The following is an 18,756-nucleotide window of genomic DNA, read 5'->3' on the forward strand; positions in this document are numbered from 1 at the left end:
GATCAAGCCATGTCGGTACAGGAGCGCAAGCAGCGCGAGCGAGCTGATCGCGAGCGCCTCATCGTGGCGACGGCCCGTGAGCTCGCCGAGCAGCAGGGCTGGGACGCGGTGACCACACGCCGACTCGCCGAGCGCATCGAATACAGCCAGCCGGTCCTCTACAGCCACTTCCGCGGCAAGCGCGAGATCATCGGCGCGGTCGCCCTCGAGGGCGCCGCCGAGATGGCTGTGGCGATGCGCTCGGCGACGGCGGCCGCGAGCACCCCGCTCGATCGGGTGGCCGCCCTCGCCCGCGCCTATCTCGACTTCGCCGAGCGCAACCCGGCGGTCTACGACGCCCTCTTCCAGCTCGACGGGGGCCTGGCGTACGCGCAGGAGGACACCCCCGAGCAGCTGAAGGACGCCTTCGCGGCGCTGATGGAGACATTGGGCGAGGTCGCCGGCGACGGCGTCGAGCCGGAGCTGTTCACCGAGGTGTTCTGGGCGTCCCTGCACGGAGTGGCGACCCTGACCCGGTCGGGGCGTCTCCTGCCGGAGGACGCCGAGCGCAGGATCGAGCTGCTGGTCGACCGCCTCGCCGTGCTCTGACGCGCCGCCTCAGTCGCGCGGCACCAGGAAGGACGCCCGCCACAGCTTGCGGTCCTTGTCCGAGACCATCCCGTGCTCGGTGAGGTACGGCATCATCTTCTCGCCCATCCACGCCAGCGTCGCGCGGTAGTGCTCGTTGCCGAGCGCCTCGCGGCGGGCGGCCATCGGGTCGAGGCCGACGGCCGCGTAGCAGTCCGGGTGGACCAGCGAGCGCGCCATCACGTAGGCCGAGCGGGCGGTGAGGTTCTGGTGCATCCGGAGCTGCGTACGCCCCATCTTCTGCGACATCGCCGCGGCCAGCTCCTCGCGGGCGAAGGTGACGTGGCGGGCCTCCTCGGTGACGTGGATGCGGGAGGCCATCCGGGTCAGCGGCTGGCAGCGCTCGTCCTTCATCAGCTCGCGCTGCCACCGGTCGAGCGGCTCCTCGCCGACAAGGGTCGCGGAGAAGACGCTGGGTCCGTGCAGCAGCGGAGCGAACTTCCCGATGCGCAGGACGGCGGGCCGGGGGCCGTACGCCGGTGCGCCCATCGCCGCGATCGCCCGGCCGAACATCACCGAGTGGCGGGTCTCGTCCCCGATCTCGGTCAGCGCGTACTGGGTCCGCGCCGTGCGCGGGTCCGCGCCGTAGACCTCGCGAAGCAGCAGCTGCATCAGCAGCACCTCGAACCACAGCCCGACGCTCATGATGCTGGCCACCTCGTGCCGCGAGAGCTCGATCTGCTGCTCCTGGCTGAGCCGGTCCCAGGTCGGGGTGCCGTAGAGGGAGACGCGCTCGGGCTGCATCCACCACAGTCCCTCGACGGGCGCGGCGTCCCAGTCGAGGTCGACCTCGGGGTCGTAGGACTGGCGGGCGGTGGAGCGCAGGAGCCGGTCGGAGGTCGGGTCGGCGATGGTCATTCTTCTCCCTGACTGAGCGGTCTGACTGAGCGATGGAACTAGGTGTTACCCGGAGTTACGGGTAGTTGCTAGAGTGCAGGACATGACACGGAAGGTCAAGGACGACGGCCGCTCCTCGCGCTGGGACGCCCACCGCGAGACCAGACGGGCGGAGCTGGTGTCTGCAGCCGTACGCGCCGTCGACTCGGCCGGGACCGAGGTCTCGATCGCCGACATCGCCGCAGAGGCCGGGGTCAGCAAGCCGGTGCTCTACCGCTACTTCGCCGACAAGGCCGAGCTGCACGCCGCGGTGGGGATGTGGGCGGCGCGGCAGATCCTCGACGCGGTCGTCGACGCGGTGCTCGCCCCCGCGCCGACCCGCCAGCGGGTCGAGGCCGGGGTCGCGGCGTACGTCGAGACCATCGCCGAGCACCCCAACGTCTACCTGCTCCTGGTGCGCCAGCACACCGGCGGCACCGACCCGCTGGCGGACGGCAAGCAGCTCATCGNCGCCGCGCCAGGCACCGGTCTCGGTGCCGCGGTGCTCGACGAAGTCCTTGAAGCGCTCGAGGTCGCCCTTGGCCCGCCTGTCGACGATGTTGAGGAAGTCGCCGGTCTTCTCGACCGCGCCCTCGGGCTCGTACTCCAGTCGCAGCGTCACCTGGGTCGTGTTGGTCATCTGGTCCTGGGTGAAGGACACGGTGCCCTGGTTCTTGGTGCCCTCGACGGCGCGCCAGGTGATGCGGTCGTCGGGAACCTGGTCGACGATCTCGGCGTCCCACTCACGGGTCACCCCGCCGATCTCGGCCTTCCAGTGCAGGTGCTTGTCGTCGAGCTGCTGGACCGACTCGACGCCTTCCATGAACTGGGGGAAGGTCTCGAACTGGGTCCACTGGTCGTACGCGGTGCTGACCGGGACTGCGACCTGGACGCTCTTCTCGATGGTGCTCATGTCGTGTCTCCTCTCGATTGCGTACGACACGAGGGGTACCCGCCGACCTCACGGGCCATACCTTCTGGCGGCCCGGATTCCGGGCTCCGCTCACAACGCGCGAGCCGCGACCTGCCGCGAGTGCACGTCGGCCATCCGGATGATCGTCTGCCGGACGAAGGGCACCAGCGTGTCGCCGTCGCAGGCAGCGCGTGCGGCAGCGGCAACGTCCTCGCCGGCCTGCACCGGGTAGAAGCGGAGCTGGAGCCCGTAGGCGAGCAGCCCGCCACCCCTGATGGCGGCGACGGCGTCGAGATAGCGGTGGGCGTACGGAGCCAGGATCTCCTCCTGGCCGGGCCGCCAGAACGCCGAGCTCAACGCGTAGCCGCCGTCGGTGCGCGGCAGCCGGCGCTCGATCATGGACACCTGCCAGGCCTCCTCCTTGGCCTCCGCGAGCGGCTGCGCGGTGCGTACGCCCAGGGCACTGACCCACGACTCGGGGTCCGGGTCGCGTGCCTCCAGAGTGGCGACCGCCTCGGCGTCGTAGTCGCCCGTCTCGGCGCGCCGGCCGAGCAGCCTCCAGGCCACCTGTACGTCCTCGGCGGCCCCTGCCTCGGCCAGCGCGAGCTGCTCGGGCGTGGAGGCGTGCGCGGCGACGACGCGCAGAGCGGTGTCGCGGTTGGCCGGGTCCTCGGCGAGCGCGGCGGCCGCTCCGGCGACCAGCGCGCGCTGCTCGGCGACCCGCTCGGGCGCCGTCCACAGCTCGGCAGCGGTGACGGCCATGCTCAGGAACTCGCCGGTGACCTGCGGGTTGCGCTCGTTCTCGAGGACCGAGAGGACGCGCGAGACGACCTCGGGGCCGGCGATCTCGCCGCGGAACAGGGCGGTCCAGGCGCTGTTGACCGCGACCGCCCGCGCCACCGCATCGGGCACCAGGCCGGCGTTCTGGCCGAGCCAAGCTTCGCTGGCCTCGTCCGAGCGCACCGCCGCGAAGGTCACGTCGGTTGCGTTGACCAGGTGCGCGGCGGCACCGGGGAGCGAGACCGCCACGGGCTCGCCCGCCACGGTGACCGGAGTGGTGGCGAGCAGGGCGCCGGAGTCGTCGTAGGAGGCGATGTCGAGCCGGTGGGGACGTACGGTCCCGTCCGGGCTGGTGACCGACACCTTGCCGTCGGCGAGGGTGACCACGTCGGTGCCGGCATGATCGAGCCACGCGGTGGTCCAGGCGGAGAGGTCCTTGCCCGCGGCCGCGCCGAAGGCGCCCATCAGGTCGTCGAGGACGGTGTTGCCGTAGGCGTGCTCGGCGAAATAGGACTGCAGTCCGGCGAGGTAGGCCTCCTCGCCGATGTAGGCGTGCAGCTGCTGCAGCACGGCCTGGCCCTTCATGTAGGTGATCGCGTCGAAGTTGGCCATCGCGACGTCGACGCTGGGCACCACCCCGCGGATCGGGTGGGTGGCCGGCGTCGCGTCGATGTCGTAGCCCGCCTTCTTCTCGGTCAACGCGATCGAGGCCCACACGTCGGCGTAGTCGGGGAGCGCGGCCGAGGCCCACACGGCCGCCCACGAGGCGAAGGCCTCGTTGAGCCACAGGTCGTCCCACCAGCGCATCGTGACCAGGTCGCCGAACCACATGTGCGCCATCTCGTGGAGGACCACGTTGGTGCGTTCGGTCCGGTCGGCCTGGGTCGGCGCCGTACGGAAGAGGAACACGTCGCTGTGGGTGACCGCGCCCCAGTTCTCCATCGCGCCGCCCATGTCGGGCACGAAGATCTGGTCGTAGCGACGCTGCGGGAACGGCATCCCGAACTTGGTGCCGAACCAGGCCAGCCCGTGCTCGGTGACCTGCAGGATCTCCTCCCGGTCCCGCTCGAGCTGGCTGCGCAGCGACTGACGGGCGTAGAGCCCCAGGTCGTAGCCGCCGCGCTCCTCGCGTACCTCGACGAACGGCCCGGCGTTGACGACTACGACGTACGTCGAGAGCGGGGGAGTGTCCTCGAAGACCCACGTCCGCGCGCCGGCTGCCTCCTCAGAGACGCTCGCGGGCGCGGAGTTGGAGAGCACCGTCCACTGCTCGGGAGCGGTCACGGTGAACCCGTGCACGGCCTTGAGGTCGGGCTGGTCGAAGCAGGCCCACAGCCGGCGAGCGTCGTCGGGCTCGAAGGAGGTCCACACGTAGACGTTGCCGTCCGAGGGGTCGACCGTGCGCAGCACGCCCTCGGAGGAGGCCGTGTCGGACTGGGAGGCGGTCACGACCAGGGTGTTGGTCTCGGCGAGGCCCTCGAGCGGGATCCGGCCGGCGCTGATCGTGGCGAGGTCGAGCTCCGTGCCGTTGAGCGCGGCCGCGCTGACCTCGGCCACGCAGTCGACGAACGTGCTCGAGCCCGGGGTGGCGGAGAAGGTGATCGTGGAGACGCTGGAGAGCGTCTCGCCCTCCAGCAGGCCGGTCATGTCGAGCGAGATGTCGTAGCGCTCGACGGAGACCGTGGCGGCCCGCGCGGCCGCCTCCTCCTGGGTGAGTGAGGCAGGGGCGGCGGGGGAGGTCGCAGACATGAGCCGAGGGTAGCCTCGGGCCATGACATCGGACGCACGAATTTCCGACTCGCCCGTGCCGCTGGACCCGGGACCGCTCACCGAGTGGGACGTCCCGGAGAGCTGGCCGGTCGCCTCGAGCGAGGACCTCCACCGTGACGGCTGGGTGGTCGCGCTGCGCGCCGACCGGATCAACCGCCCCGGCCACGAGGACGAGGAGCCCTTCCGTCGCCTGGTGGTCGAGCACCCAGGCGCCGCGGTCGTGCTGGCGCTCGACGAGGAGGAGCGGGCCCTGGTCATCACCCAGTACCGCCATCCCGCGAAGCGGCGCTTCGTCGAGCTGCCGGCGGGCCTGATCGACTATCCCGGCGAGGACCCCCTAGAAGTCGCCGTGCGCGAGCTGCGCGAGGAGGTGGCCCATGAGGCCGCCGAGTGGACGCCGCTGCTCTCGACGTACGCCTCACCCGGGCTCACCGAGGAGATCCACCACTTCTTCCTCGCCCGCGGCCTCACCGCCAGTGACCGCGACGGCTTCGAGCTCGAGCACGAGGAGGCCGAGATGAGCGTCCACTGGGTGCCCTTCGAAGAGCTCCTGGAGGCCGTGCTGAGCGGCCGGGCGACCGACTCACCGGTCGTCCAGGCCGTGCTTGCGTACGCGGCTCTCAAGTCTCGTGGCAGAGTCTGATCAGGGGGTCTGGTCAGGACCGATCGACGTGATTTTGGTGACTTGCGCCACACCGGGTTAGACATGCCGCGTCAGGCGGCGCACATCCGGCTGACCCGTAGACCCACGGACCACCACATTCAGGGGAAGAAGCACAATGAGAATCGGCGTACCCAAGGAAGTCAAGAACCACGAGTACCGGGTGGCGATCACCCCCTCGGGCGTCCACGAGCTCGTGGCCAACGGCCACGAGGTCTTCGTCGAGGCCGGTGCCGGCGTCGGCTCCTCGATCCCGGACAGCGACTACGCCGCGGTCGGCGCCAAGATCCTCGGTGACGCCGACGAGACCTGGGGCAACGCCGACATGGTGCTCAAGGTCAAGGAGCCGGTCGCGGAGGAGTACCACCGCCTGCGCGAGGGCCTGACCCTGTTCACCTACCTCCACCTGGCCGCCGACAAGCCGCTGACCCAGGAGCTGCTGGCCAAGAAGGTCACCGCGATCGCGTACGAGACCGTCGAGCTGCCCAACCGGGCGCTGCCGCTGCTCTACCCCATGTCGGAGGTCGCCGGCTGCCTGGCGCCCCAGGTCGGCGCCTACAACCTGCTCAAGGCCCAGGGCGGCCGCGGCACGCTGATGGGTGGTGTCGGCGGTGTCGCCAACGCCAAGGTCGTCATCATCGGTGCCGGCGTCTCCGGGCAGAACGCCGCCAACATCGCGCTGGGGATGGGCGCGGACGTCACGCTGCTCGACACCGACCTGGAGAAGTTGCGGATGTCGTTCTGGCGCTACTCCAACCAGGTCCACGGGCTGGCGTCGAACAAGCTCGCGCTCGAGGAGCAGGTGCTCCAGGCCGACCTGGTCATCGGCGCCGTGCTGATCCCGGGCGCGGCGGCGCCGAAGCTGGTTACCAACGACCTGGTCTCGCGGATGAAGCCGGGCTCGGTGCTCGTCGACATCGCCATCGACCAGGGCGGCTGCTTCGAGGACTCCCACGCCACCACCCACGCGGACCCGACCTACCAGGTCCACAACTCGACCTTCTACTGCGTGGCCAACATGCCCGGTGCGGTCCCGAACACTTCCACCTACGCGCTCACGAACGCGACCATGCCGTACGCCGTCGCCCTGGCCAACAAGGGCTGGGTCCAGGCGCTCCGTGACGACGCCGCGCTCGCCAAGGGCCTCAACACCCACGCCGGCCAGCTCACCTACGGACCCGTCGGCGAAGCGGTCGGGATCGACTCCGTCGCGCTCGCGGACGTGCTCGGCTGATCTCCACAGGAGTCACAGGAGTCACGCCGTACAGGCAATTCCGGCACTTCTCAGGCATTGCAATGCCCGAGAAGTGCCGGAATACCCGGTTAACCGGGTATTCCTCCCCGACCGGATCCACCACCCCTGGTTGGATGGACCCGTGACCGCCGCATCGAACGTCTCGAGCTCCGCTACTGCGGTCGAGCACGCGATGCGCACCTACCTCGACCACCTCACGGTCGAGCGGGGGCTGGCGGCCAACACGCTGTCGTCCTACCGGCGCGACCTGAGGAGGTACGCCGAGTTCCTGGCCCAGCAGCGCGTCGACGACCTCGCCGGGGTCTCAGAGGCGACGGTGTCGGGGTTCCTGGCACACCTGCGCGAAGGCAGCGAGGAGCACCCGGCGCTCAGCGCGACCTCGGCGGCGCGGACGGTCGTCGCGGTGCGCGGGTTCCACAAGTTCGCGGTGGCCGACGGGCTGGTCGAGGCCAACCCGGCCGGCCACGTGAAGCCGCCGCGCGCGGAGAAGCGGCTCCCCAAGGCACTGCCGCTGGCCGACGTGGAGGCGATCCTGGAGGCGGCGGGCGCACCCGGGACACCGCTCGCACTGCGCGACCGAGCCCTCCTCGAGGTGCTCTACGGCACCGGCGCCCGCATCTCCGAGGCGGTCGGCCTCGACGTCGACGACCTCGACCGGGTCGACCACGTCGTACTCCTGCGAGGCAAGGGCGGCAAGGAGCGGATCGTCCCGGTCGGTTCCTACGCCATCGAAGCGGTCGAGGCCTACCTGACCCGTGCTCGCCCCGATCTCGCAGCCGCCCGTTCAGGCGGCGCGCTCTTCCTCAACGCCCGCGGTGGCCGTCTCTCCCGCCAGTCGGCCTGGACCGTCCTGACCCGCGCTGCCGAGCGCGCCGGGATCCACAAGGACGTCTCGCCCCACACCCTGCGCCACTCCTTCGCCACCCACCTGCTGGACGGCGGTGCCGACGTACGTGTCGTGCAGGAGCTGCTGGGCCATGCGTCGGTGACCACCACCCAGATCTACACTCTTGTCACCGTGGACAATCTCCGAGAGGTCTTTGCGACCGCACACCCGAGGGCCCTGTGACCGTTTCGACGAAACCCGGCGACTGGATCCCCAAGGTCGGAGCGAGCCCCGACGACGTCTATGAGGCGGTCGTTGCGTGGGCCGAGGGGAGCGGCCGCAGCCTCTACCCCCACCAGGACGAGGCGATCATGTCCATCCTGGCCGGCGACAACGTCATCCTGGCGACGCCGACGGGCTCGGGGAAGTCGCTGGTCGCGGCCGGCGCGCACGCGGCGGCGCTGGCCGAGGACAAGGTCTCCTTCTACACCGCCCCGATCAAGGCGCTGGTCAGCGAGAAGTTCTTCGATCTCGTGGAGACCTTCGGAGCTGAGAACGTCGGGATGCTCACCGGCGACGCGAGCGTCAACGCCGATGCCCCGATCATCTGCTGCACCGCCGAGGTGCTCGCCAACCTCGCGCTGCGAGAAGGAAAGCACGCCGACGTCGGGCTCGTGATCATGGACGAGTTCCACTACTACGGTGAGCCCGACCGTGGTTGGGCGTGGCAGGTGCCGCTGCTCGAGCTCCCGCAGGCCCAGTTCCTGCTGCTCTCCGCGACCCTCGGTGACACCAGCGCCCTGGCCAAGGACATGACCAGGCGAAACGGCCGCGAGACCGTCCTCGTCGACCAAGCGGAACGACCCGTTCCGCTCACCTTCGACTGGCGCCTCACGCCGCTTCAGGAGACCCTCGAGGAGCTCGTCACCACCGGCCAGGCGCCCGTCTACGTCGTCCACTTCACCCAGAAGGACGCCGTCACCCACGGCACCTCCCTGCTCAACGCCGGCTGGCTGAAGCTCTCCAACGAGGAGAAGGACCAGATCGCCAAGCGGCTCGAGCCGGTCCGCTTCGCCGCCGGCTTCGGCAAGACCCTCTCCAAGCTGCTGCGCAAGGGCATCGGCGTCCACCACGCCGGCATGCTGCCCAGATACAGAAGACTGGTCGAGCAGCTCGCCCAGGCCGGGCTGCTCAAGGTCATCGCCGGCACCGACACCCTCGGCGTCGGCATCAACGTCCCGATCCGCACGGTGCTCTTCACCGGCCTGGCCAAGTTCGACGGCCGCCGCCAGCGCATCCTGCGGACCAGGGAGTTCCTCCAGATCGCAGGAAGAGCCGGGCGGGCGGGCTTCGACACCCAGGGCTACGTCGTCGTCCAGGCCCCCGAGCACATCATCGAGAACGAGAAGGCCAAGGCGAAGTCCGAGGAGCGCCGCAAGGCCGGCAAGAAGAACTCCAAGGCCCAGCTCAAGAAGCCGCCGGAGGGCACGGTCGTGTGGACCGAGGCGACGTTCACCAAGCTCGTCGACGGCGCGCCCGAGCCGCTGCAGAGCAAGATGAAGGTCGACAACTCGATGATCCTCAACGTCGTCGCGCGCGACGAGGACGCCTTCGAGGTGATGCGCCGGATCACCATGGACAACCACGAGGAGCGGCGCACCCAGCTCAAGCTCGCCCGCCGGGCCTTGCGGCTGACCCGCTCCCTGGTCCACAGCGGGGTCCTGACCAGGCTCGCCGAGCCTGACACGTACGGGCGTCGCTATGTCCTCACCGAGGACCTTCCCGCCGACTTCGCGCTCAACCAGCCGCTGGCGCACTTCGCCCTCGCCGCGCTGGACACGCTCGATCCGGAGTCGCCCGAGCACACCCTCGAGATCGTCTCGGTGATCGAGTCCGTCCTCGAGCCCCCGCGCCAGATCCTCTTCGCCCAGCAGCACGAGGCCCGCGGCAAGGCGATCGAGAACATGAAGGCCGACGGCGTCGAGTACGACGAGCGGATGGCCCTCATCGAGGAGATCACCTGGCCCAAGCCGATGGCCGAGCGGCTCGAGGCGCTCTTCGAGGTCTACCGCGGAACCCACCCGTGGCTGCCCGAGGACGCCCTCGACCCGAAGTCGATCCTGCGCGAGATGTACGAGCAGGGGATGACCTTCACCGACGTCGTACGCCGCTACCAGCTCGCCCGCTCCGAAGGCCTGGTCCTGCGCTACCTGACCGACGCCTACCGCACCTTCCGGCACACCCTCCCCGAGACCCACAAGAGCCCCGAGATCGAGGACCTGGTCGAGTGGCTGGGGGAGACGATCCGGCAGACCGACTCCTCGCTGCTGGACGAGTGGGAGGCGCTCTCCGACCCCGAGCACATCCCGTCGGCCGTCGCCCACCACGAGGCGCCACCGCCGCCGCGGTCGTTGTCCCAGCAGACCCGTGCGTTCGAGATCATGGTCCGCAACGCGATGTGGGCCCGGGTCGACGCGGTCTCGCGAGACGACCTCGACACGCTGATGTCGCTGGAGCGCTCCGCCGCCGACCGGGTCGAGCCCGCGCGCGACGTCGTGATGACCAGGTCCCGCTGGGACGACGCCCTCGAGGCCTACTTCGCCGAGCACGACGACGTGGGCATCTCCGCCGACTCGCGCTCGCCCAAGCTGCTCACCTGGACAGCCGAGCGCGGCGCTCCCGCGGGCGTCGACGAGGATGACGAGACGTACGACGAGACCCGCATCTGGCGGGTCATCCAGACCCTCGACGACCCGGCCGGCGACCACGACTGGGTGATCGAGGCGGTGGCCGACCTGGACGCGAGCGACGAGGCCGGTGAGCTGGTTCTGGCGACGGTGGCGATGCGTCGGCTGTGACGGGTTGCTCCGTTCCGCTAGCGTTGGGGCGTGCGCAAGCTACTGAAGAACCCCGTCGTCGTCGCGGCCATCGCCAAGATCGCCAACGAGGCTCGCAAGCCCGAGAACCAGAAGAAGATCAAGGACGCTGCGGGCAAGGCCTACGACCAGTTCCAGAAGCGCCGCCGGTCGCACTGAGACCGGCTGTCCGAGCGGAGATTCATCCACAGGTTTCTCCACATCGAAGGCCCTTCCTGTGGGGCTGGCGGTGCGCCAAGTGCACAGGTCATCAACAGATTCCGGTCGCGTAGCAGAATCACCCGGATTTGCCTTGTGACACGCCCGGCGCGGCTCCTACAGTCGCGCAGATCCGGGTCTTAGAGTCGCCGTGTCGACATATAGACCCGCTAGCCGTGATCGTCCCAGGGCCGCGGCAACTGAACCGGGGGTGGAGGAATGGAAGACAGCTATTTCGGAGCAGGTGGTGCGACCGCGCCGCAGATGCCTCCGCAGACGCCGGCAGCCCCGCCGCCGGCCTATCCGCCCTCGGCCCGGCTGCGCGCCAACGCCCCCGAGCCCGACGCGGGCTCGTTCGACGGCCCGGGCAAGAACAAGAAGGGCCCGACCGGTCGCCCCTGGCCCAACCTCCCCGAGCCCGGCCCCGCCACCGGCGGCCCCGCGCGCACGGTCGCGATGGTCAACCAGAAGGGTGGCGTCGGCAAGACCACGACCACCATCAACCTGGGTGCCGCGCTGGCCGAGCACGGCCGCAAGGTCCTGATGGTCGACTTCGACCCGCAGGGGTCGCTCTCGGTCGGTCTGGGTCTCCAGCCCAACGAGATCGAGCTGACCGTCTACAACCTGCTGATGGAGCGTGACATCACGCTCGACGACGTCGTCGTCCCCTCCGGCATCGACGGTGTCGACCTGCTCCCGGCCAACATCGACCTCTCCGCCGCCGAGGTGCAGCTGGTCCAGGAGGTCGCCCGCGAGCAGACCCTGGCCCGCGCGCTGGCTCCCGCCGTCGCCAACTACGACGTGATCCTCATCGACTGCCAGCCGAGCCTGGGCCTGCTGACCGTCAACGCGCTCACCGCCTCCGACTCCGTTGTCGTGCCGCTGGAGTGCGAATACTTCGCGCTGCGTGGCGTCGCCCTGCTCAAGGACACCATCGACAAGGTTCAGGAGCGGCTCAACCCGCGTCTGAAGATCGACGGAATACTGGGCACGATGTACGACAGCCGCACCATGCACAGCCGCGAGGTCATGGAGACCCTCGTCAACGGCTGGGGCGACCGCGTCTTCCACAGCGTCATCCGCCGCACCGTGAAGTTCGCCGACTCCACCGTGGTCGGCGAGCCGATCACCGAGTACGCATCCAGCTCCACCGGCGCCGACTCCTACCGCATGCTCGCCAAGGAGGTGCTGGCCCGATGGCAACGCGGCGAGTGAGGGTTCCGGCTGCCGACGACCTCTTCCGGCGTACGTCCGACGGTGCTGCCACCGCGGCGGCCGCCGAGGCGAAGGCCCGCCCGGTGCACGCCGTGCCCGAGCCGGCCGAGGAGACGCCGGCCGCCAAGAAGCGGTCCAGCGGCCGCGTACGTCATGACGAGAAGATGACGGTCTACATCACCTCCGAGGAGCTGCTCGACCTCGAGCACGCCCGGCTCAACCTGCGGGCCAAGCACAGCATCGCGGTCGACCGCGGCCGGCTGGTGCGCGAGGCGCTCGCGATCGTGCTGGCCGACCTCGAGGAGTACGGGGACGACAGCGCCCTCGTGCACCGGCTCGCCGAGTGACGGTGCTCGATGGTCGGACGGCCGCACAGATGACGGACGCCCCGGACGGGGCCGAGGAGCAGGAGTCGAGCGGCGCCGGCGGGTTCGAGGTGCACCTCGGCAACTTCGAGGGCCCCTTCGACCTGCTGCTCAGCCTGATCGCCAAGCACAAGCTCGACATCACCGAGGTCTCCCTGGCCACGGTGACCGACGAGTTCATCGCCTACGTCAAGAAGGGCGCCGCCGAGAGGTCGCCCGAGGGCGGGGGAAAGGGTGTCTGGGACCTCGAGCAGACCTCCAACTTCCTGCTGGTCGCGAGCACGCTGCTCGACCTGAAGGCGGCTCGGCTGCTGCCGCAGGGCGACGTCGAGGACGAGGAGGACCTCGCGCTGCTCGAGGCGCGCGACCTCCTCTTCGCGCGGCTGCTGCAGTACAAGGCGTTCAAGCAGGTCGCGGCCGTCTTCGGCGAGCGGCTCGCGAAGGAGTCCAAGCGACACCCACGCTCGGTCCAGCTCGAGCCGCGCTATGCGGGGCTGTTGCCCGAGGTGCTGATCGGGATCGGGCTGGAGCAGTTCGCCCAGCTCGCCGCGGCTGCGATGGCGCCCAAGCCGGGTCCGCCCGAGATCGGGCTCGCCCACATCCACGGCTCGAAGGTCTCGGTCAAGGAGCAGGCGGCGCTGGTCATCGAGCGGCTGCGCGCCGGCGGGCAGGTGACCTTCCGTGGCCTCTGCTCCGACTCGCCGGACACGTTGACCACCGTGGCCCGGTTCCTCTCGCTGCTGGAGCTCTTCCGTGAAGGTGCGGTCGCCTTCGACCAGGTCACCGCGCTGGGCGAGCTGACCGTACGCTGGACCGGCGACGAGGCGCTCGATGTCGATGAGCTGATCCAGGACGAGTTCGAGGGGCAGCCGCCCGCGGAGGGCGGCGCCGATGACGGGGAGAAGGACGATGACTGAGGCTGCGACAGGGGAGACCACCGAGGAGACCCTGGCGATCGAGTTCGCCGACCTGCGGCCCGCGCTCGAGGCGGTGCTGATGGTCGCCGACGAGCCGCTGGCGGCGGCCTCGCTGGCCTCGGCGGTCGGCCACCCGACGGCCGAGGTGATCGACGCCCTGGAGGCCCTGGCGGCCGAATACACCGAGCAGGGCCGCGGCTTCGACCTGCGCAACGTGGCGGGCGGCTGGCGCTTCTACACCCGCGAGGAGTACGCCGCGGTCGTCGAGGGCTTCGTGCTCGAGGGCCAGCAGGCCCGGCTCACCCAGGCGGCCCTGGAGACGCTGGCCGTGGTCGCCTACAAGCAGCCCGTCTCGCGCGCCCGGGTCTCCGCGATCCGTGGCGTCAACGTCGACGGCGTGATGCGTACGCTGCTCACCCGCGGCCTCGTCGAGGAGGCCGGACAGGACCACGAGACAGGCGCCAACCTCTATCGCACCACCGGCTACTTCCTCGAGCGGATCGGCATCACCGACCTCGGCGAGCTGCCGGAGCTGGCTCCCTACCTGCCCGACCTCGCCGACATGGAGGAGGAGTTGACCGAGCAGGTCAGCCAGGAGGAGCTCGCCGCGCAGCCCGAAGAAGGCGCGGCGAATGGGTCCGACTCTGACGATGCGGCAGAATCGCAAGCGTGAGTGACCTGCCTGAGCGTGACGATCTGCCGCTGGACGACGAGGGCCTGATCCGGCTCCAGAAGCTGCTGGCGCTGGCCGGCATCGCGTCGCGTCGCGGCAGCGAGATCCTGATGCTCAACGGCTCCGTCGAGGTCAACGGCGAGGTGGTCACCCGCCTCGGCACCAAGGTCGACCCCGGCAAGGACGTCGTACGCGTCGACGGCAAGCGGCTCCCGCCGATCTCCGGCAAGGTCTACCTGGCCCTCAACAAGCCGCGTGGCGTGGTCTCGACGATGAGCGACCCGGAGGGCCGCCGCAACCTCTCCGACCTGGTCGCCGACCGCCCGGAGCGTCTGTTCCACGTCGGCCGCCTCGACACCGACACCGAGGGCCTGATCATCCTCACCAACGACGGTGACTTCGCCCACCGGCTGGCCCATCCCAGCTACGAGGTCGACAAGACCTATGTCGCCGAGGTCAGTGGCGAGATCTTCCCCAACGTACGCAAGCGGCTCCTCGCCGGTGTCACCCTCGAGGACGGCCCGGTGACCGTCACCAAGGCCCGGATCATGGAGACCCGCAAGGACAAGTCGATCATCGAGCTGGTCATCCACGAGGGACGCAACCGCATCGTGCGCCGCCTCCTCGACCACCTCGGCCACCCGGTCACGCGGCTGACCCGCACCCGGATCGGCCCGGTCCGGCTCGGCACCATGAAGCCCGGCGAGATGCGCGACCTCTCCCGCGAGGAGCTCGGCGAGCTCCTCGACACCACTGAGCTCTGAGGAGCTCAGAAACCCTGGTGCGTACGCCTTCCTGGGTCGCTAGGGTGAGAGGCATGCAGCAGCGCGCGATGAGCACGACGACGCCGGACCCACTCCGGCGCTGACCTGCTGTCCACTCTTCGCAGACCGCCCCGGAGCATTGCTCCGGGGCGGTTCTCGTCGCTGGCGGTGGTGCTCCGGGCCTCGACCTTAGGAGCACACACCTATGAACCTCGACCCCGCTGACCGTCTCGAGCTCCGCTTCGACCATCGTGAACTCAACCGCGACCTCGCCATCTTTGCCACCGACCCGCTGGCCGGCTCAGGCCTGCCGCTCTGGCTGCCCGACGGGGCCGTCATCTTCGCCGAGCTGGAGCGGCTCGCGGCCGACCTCGCCAGGGCCGACGGGTGCGTACCGGTCAAGACCCCGGTGCTCGGGAAACGCGCGCTCTTCGAGCGCTCGGGTCACTGGGCGAAGTTCGCCGAGGACATGTTCCCGCCGATGGCGATGGGGTCGGGCGCGGCGGGGGAGAGCGGCGACGAGCTCGTGCTCCGCCCCGCCAACTGCCCCCACCATGCGCTGGTCTACAAGGCCCGCCAGCACTCCTACCGCGAGCTCCCGATCCGGCTGCACGAGCTCGCCCCGATGTTCCGCGCCGAACGCTCCGGGGTGCTCTCGGGCCTGAGCCGGGTACGCCAGATCAACCTCGACGACACCCACGTCTTCTGCCGCCCCGACCAGGTGGCCGAGGAGGCAGGGAAGGCACTGCGCTCGGCACTGAAGGCCCAGGAGATCCTCGGTCTGCGGGTCGACTACGTACGCCTCTCCCTCCGCGACGCCTCCCCGTCCTACCTCGGCTCCGTCGAACAGTGGGACGGTGCCGAAGAGGCGCTGAGGAAGGCAGCGGCCGAGGCCGGCGTCGAGGTTGTCGTGGCACTGGGCGAGGCGGCGTTCTACGGACCGAAGCTCGACCTGCAGGTCATCGACCCCGCCGGTCTCGTTGGATCGTCTCGGGCTCCGCTTCGACGTGAAGAGACCATCGCCACCGTCCAGGTCGACTTCAACCAGCCCGAGCGGTTCGACCTCACCTTCGACGCCGCAGATGGTTCGCAGCAGCGGGTCGTGATGGTCCACCGTGGCACCGTCGGCTCGATGGAGCGCGTCACCGCCGCCCTCCTGGAGCGCTACCAGGGTCGGCTACCGCTGTGGCTGGCGCCGGCCCAGATCGCCGTGCTCCCGGTCTCCGCATCCCAGGACTCCGCGGCGCGCAGGCTCGTCGATGCGCTCGTGGCAGAGGGTCTCCGTCCGCGTCTGGACGCGGGTGGCTCTCTCGGCGGCAGGATCCGGGAGTCTCGTCGCCGGCGTGAGCCGTTGATCGCGGTCATCGGGGCGGTCGAGGCCGACGCCGGCCAGGTTCAGGTACGCGACGTCTCGGCCGGCATCGAGCGGCGGGTCGTTGTCGACGATCTGGTGGCGGTGATGAAGGCGGCGTACGTGTCTCGGGCGGTTGAGATCTCCTGGTGAGATCTGGGCCGTAACGGGTCGGCGGACTCCAGCCGACGCGCCACACCGCCCAGCGCTATCGCACACCATTCTCGCTGTGGGCGATAGCGCATGGGCAACCCGCGCCGACCGTGGCACCATCGAGACATGACCGTGCCGGAGGTGCTGCGGCCCTATGTCACCTCGCTGGTCACCTACGACGTGGATTTCGGGGCGCCGGGGGTGCATCGGGGGATGCCGTCGACCGAGATCACTTTCGTGCTCTCGGTCGACGAGCCGTTGGTGACCTCGTGGGGGAGCGGGACGGAGCTGGTGACGGCGTGGTCGCTGGTCTCCGGGCTGCACACCCGGCCTGCGGCGATCCATCATGACGGCTACCAGCGCGGCGTGCAGCTGGGGCTGACGACCGCGGGAGTGCGGGCGCTGTTCGGGATGCCGGCGGCGGCGTGGCGTGGTGAGCTCCTCGCTCTCGACGAGGTCGCGGCACCTGGGGGCGTACGTCATCTTCCGGAGCGGCTGGCAGAGGCCGATCCGCGGGAGTGGGCGCGGTTGGTCGTGAGCAGTCTGGTCGAGGCGCTGGCGCGCCATGGCGAGCCCGGACCGAGGGCGGAGGTGGGCCGCGCGCTGGCGCTGCTGACCGGGGGAGCGGGAGTGCAGGAGGTGGCCGACGACGTCGGTTACAGCCGCCGGCGGATCAGTGACCTGGTGCGCGCGGAGACCGGGGTCGCACCGAAGCAGTTCCAGCGGCTGGCGCGCTTCGACCGCTCCCGCGGCCTCGTCGGCCGGATGCCACTGGCTCGCGCGGCGACTGCCTGCGGCTATGCCGACCAGGCGCACCTGACGCGTGAATGGCAGGAGTTCGGCGGGTGTACGCCGACGACCTGGCTGCGCGAGGAGTTCCCATTCGTTCAAGACCTGGCCGACCCGTAGGCGGTTGACTCGGATGCATGAGCACTGAGCAGAAGAACGACGTAGCAAAGATCAAGTACTGGCAGTCGATGGCGTTCCAGGACGCCGAGGCGATGATGACGTGGCTGAGCGCAATCGGCTTCGTCGAGCACACCACCTACCGCGAGGGCGGCATCGTGTACCACGCGGAATGGCTCTGGCCCGGCGGAGGCGGGCTGATGTTCGGGCAGGTACGCGAGGACGGCGGCATCAAGAACACAGGTACGTCCTCCGCCTACCTGGTCACCGACGACCCCGACGCCGTCTTCGACAAGGCGGTCGCCGCCGGCGCCACCGTGGACCGGCCGATGGTCGACCAGGACTACGGCGGCCGCGGCGGCACCGTCACCGACCCCGAGGGCAACTCCTGGTCCATCGGCAGCTACCAGCCATCGTGATCGCGAGGCGATATCGCACACCATGGTCGCCGGCCGCGATAGCGCACCACAGGCGCTGAGACGAGGAGGGTCCGGAGGCGTCGACCCTTTAGCCTTGGAGGCATGACACAGACCGGGCGAGCAGGGGGAGGGCTGTCGGCTCTGACCGGCCCGGTCGAGATCGTCGGTGTCGGCCTGCTCGGCACCTCGGTCGCGCTCGCCTGCGCTTCCGCCGGACTCGACGTGCTGCTGAGCGACTCGGTCGCGAGTCACGTACGCACCGCGACCGGCCTCGGCGCCGGCCGACGCCGCAAGCCCGGCGACACGCCGCAGCTGGTCGTGGTCGCGGTCCCGCCGGCGCACCTCGGTGAGGTGATCACCCGAGCGCTGGCCGACAGCCCCGACGCCGTCGTGACCGATGTCGGCAGTGTGAAGGCGTCGCCGCTGGCCTACGTTCGTGAGCACGGCCCCGGCGACGTACACCGCTACGTCGGCGGGCACCCGATGGCCGGCAGCGAGCGCTCCGGGCCGCTGGCCGCGACCTCGGCCCTGTTCGAGGGCCGGCCCTGGGCGGTCACGCCGCATGCGGAGGCCGACCCCGGGGCGACCGAGCTCGTCGGCGAGCTAGCCACCCTGTGCGGCGCTGTGCCGCTCACTCTCAGCCCGGAGGACCACGACCAGGCCGTGGCCCGCACCTCCCACGTACCGCACCTGATGGCCGCCCTGGTGGCCGGCCGACTCGCGGTGGCACCGGAGGGACACCTCGGCCTCAGCGGCCAAGGGGTGCGCGACGTGACGCGCGTCGCCGCCGGCGATCCTGGCCTCTACGGCCAGATCGTGGCCGGCAACGCCCGGGCGGTGACCGACCTGCTGACCGAGGTGCGCGCCCAGCTCGACGAGATGATCGCGGCGGTCGGCACCGGTGACGCGGCCGCCCTGGACGTACTCCTCAAGGAGGGGCAGGCCGGCACCCGGGCCATCCCCGGCAAGCACGGCCGGCCGCAGACCGCGCAGGCGACCATCTATGTCACGGTGCCCGACGAGCCCGGCAACCTGGCCCGTCTCTTCGCCGACGCGGGGGAGAGTGGGGTCAACATCGAGGACGTACGCATCGACCACGACCCCGGCCGCCCGGTCGGTGTCATGGAGCTGATCGTCGCCGACGACGCCGCCGACCGGATGCAGGCGGTTCTGGAGTCCCGGGGTTGGGTCGCTCACCGGTAGGCTCCCGC

17 protein-coding genes and 2 pseudogenes are annotated in these 18,756 nt (G+C 70.1%); 16 read left to right on the forward strand and 3 right to left on the reverse strand.

The window, feature by feature from the left end; all coding sequences use genetic code 11:
• Nucleotides 1-9 precede the first annotated feature (9 nt).
• Nucleotides 10-588 (forward strand): TetR/AcrR family transcriptional regulator, encoded by a 579-nt coding sequence (locus ACFX43_RS14380; RefSeq protein WP_378824989.1) that lies wholly within the window; start codon nt 10-12, stop codon nt 586-588.
• A 9-nt stretch (nt 589-597) separates the two neighbouring features.
• Here the strand turns inward: ACFX43_RS14380 and ACFX43_RS14385 are convergent, their stop codons facing one another.
• On the reverse strand, nt 598-1,485 hold the full coding sequence (locus ACFX43_RS14385) for a diiron oxygenase (protein WP_378824998.1): 888 nt from the start codon (nt 1,483-1,485) through the stop codon (nt 598-600).
• 82 nt (nt 1,486-1,567) lie between these two features.
• On the opposite strand from ACFX43_RS14385, the pseudogene ACFX43_RS14390 reads away from it, so the two are divergent.
• Nucleotides 1,568-1,717 (forward strand): annotated as a pseudogene (locus ACFX43_RS14390) (hypothetical protein); the annotation flags it as partial.
• Nucleotides 1,718-2,029: 312 nt separating this feature from the next.
• On the opposite strand, the pseudogene ACFX43_RS14395 reads toward ACFX43_RS14390, so the two are convergent.
• Together ACFX43_RS14395 and pepN are read right to left on the reverse strand one after the other, a co-directional pair.
• A pseudogene (locus tag ACFX43_RS14395) lies at nt 2,030-2,416 on the reverse strand (SRPBCC family protein); the annotation flags it as partial.
• Nucleotides 2,417-2,506: 90 nt separating this feature from the next.
• The gene (gene pepN, locus ACFX43_RS14400; protein ID WP_378825018.1) at nt 2,507-4,945 is read right to left on the reverse strand and encodes an aminopeptidase N; all 2,439 of its coding nucleotides are present in this window, start codon (nt 4,943-4,945) and stop codon (nt 2,507-2,509) included.
• Nucleotides 4,946-4,967: 22 nt separating this feature from the next.
• On the opposite strand from pepN, the gene ACFX43_RS14405 reads away from it, so the two are divergent.
• The 14 genes from ACFX43_RS14405 (at nt 4,968) to ACFX43_RS14470 (ending at nt 18,748) form a co-directional block, all read left to right on the forward strand.
• Entirely contained in the window at nt 4,968-5,609 is a 642-nt protein-coding gene (locus ACFX43_RS14405) for an NUDIX domain-containing protein (RefSeq protein WP_378825030.1), read from the forward strand.
• A gap of 136 nt (nt 5,610-5,745) precedes the next feature.
• Nucleotides 5,746-6,861 carry an alanine dehydrogenase gene (gene ald / locus ACFX43_RS14410; protein WP_378825041.1) on the forward strand — a complete coding sequence of 372 codons (1,116 nt, stop codon included), beginning with the start codon at nt 5,746-5,748 and terminating at the stop codon, nt 6,859-6,861.
• 193 nt (nt 6,862-7,054) lie between these two features.
• Nucleotides 7,055-7,951 (forward strand): site-specific tyrosine recombinase XerD, encoded by an 897-nt coding sequence (xerD, locus tag ACFX43_RS14415; protein WP_378840886.1) that lies wholly within the window; start codon nt 7,055-7,057, stop codon nt 7,949-7,951.
• The gene (locus ACFX43_RS14420; RefSeq protein ID WP_378825051.1) at nt 7,948-10,566 is read left to right on the forward strand and encodes a DEAD/DEAH box helicase; all 2,619 of its coding nucleotides are present in this window, start codon (nt 7,948-7,950) and stop codon (nt 10,564-10,566) included. The genes xerD and ACFX43_RS14420 overlap by 4 nt, the downstream gene beginning before the upstream one ends.
• A gap of 30 nt (nt 10,567-10,596) precedes the next feature.
• The gene (locus ACFX43_RS14425; RefSeq protein WP_350839477.1) at nt 10,597-10,743 is read left to right on the forward strand and encodes a hypothetical protein; all 147 of its coding nucleotides are present in this window, start codon (nt 10,597-10,599) and stop codon (nt 10,741-10,743) included.
• A 303-nt stretch (nt 10,744-11,046) separates the two neighbouring features.
• On the forward strand, nt 11,047-11,997 hold the full coding sequence (locus ACFX43_RS14430; RefSeq protein WP_378840889.1) for a ParA family protein: 951 nt from the start codon (nt 11,047-11,049) through the stop codon (nt 11,995-11,997).
• Nucleotides 11,979-12,344 (forward strand): hypothetical protein, encoded by a 366-nt coding sequence (locus ACFX43_RS14435; RefSeq protein WP_378825066.1) that lies wholly within the window; start codon nt 11,979-11,981, stop codon nt 12,342-12,344. The genes ACFX43_RS14430 and ACFX43_RS14435 overlap by 19 nt, the downstream gene beginning before the upstream one ends.
• A gap of 29 nt (nt 12,345-12,373) precedes the next feature.
• Complete coding sequence (locus tag ACFX43_RS14440) at nt 12,374-13,279, forward strand: segregation and condensation protein A (protein WP_378825075.1); 906 nt, start codon at nt 12,374-12,376, stop codon at nt 13,277-13,279.
• Complete coding sequence (gene scpB, locus ACFX43_RS14445) at nt 13,272-13,952, forward strand: SMC-Scp complex subunit ScpB (protein WP_378825095.1); 681 nt, start codon at nt 13,272-13,274, stop codon at nt 13,950-13,952. The genes ACFX43_RS14440 and scpB overlap by 8 nt, the downstream gene beginning before the upstream one ends.
• On the forward strand, nt 13,949-14,716 hold the full coding sequence (locus ACFX43_RS14450) for a pseudouridine synthase (RefSeq protein ID WP_160023742.1): 768 nt from the start codon (nt 13,949-13,951) through the stop codon (nt 14,714-14,716). The genes scpB and ACFX43_RS14450 overlap by 4 nt, the downstream gene beginning before the upstream one ends.
• A gap of 205 nt (nt 14,717-14,921) precedes the next feature.
• Nucleotides 14,922-16,220, forward strand: a complete 1,299-nt coding sequence (gene thrS / locus ACFX43_RS14455) for a threonine--tRNA ligase (RefSeq protein WP_378825118.1) — start codon at nt 14,922-14,924, stop codon at nt 16,218-16,220.
• Nucleotides 16,221-16,346: 126 nt separating this feature from the next.
• A complete protein-coding gene (locus ACFX43_RS14460; RefSeq protein ID WP_378825134.1) occupies nt 16,347-17,129 on the forward strand; it encodes a helix-turn-helix domain-containing protein in 783 nt (260 codons plus the stop codon).
• A gap of 17 nt (nt 17,130-17,146) precedes the next feature.
• Nucleotides 17,147-17,545, forward strand: a complete 399-nt coding sequence (locus ACFX43_RS14465) for a VOC family protein (protein WP_378825167.1) — start codon at nt 17,147-17,149, stop codon at nt 17,543-17,545.
• Nucleotides 17,546-17,647: 102 nt separating this feature from the next.
• A complete protein-coding gene (locus ACFX43_RS14470; RefSeq protein WP_378825182.1) occupies nt 17,648-18,748 on the forward strand; it encodes a prephenate dehydrogenase in 1,101 nt (366 codons plus the stop codon).
• Nucleotides 18,749-18,756 lie beyond the last annotated feature (8 nt).

Origin of the sequence: Nocardioides sp. YIM B13467 (assembly GCF_042788075.1) — a bacterium.
Lineage (GTDB): Bacteria > Actinomycetota > Actinomycetes > Propionibacteriales > Nocardioidaceae > Nocardioides.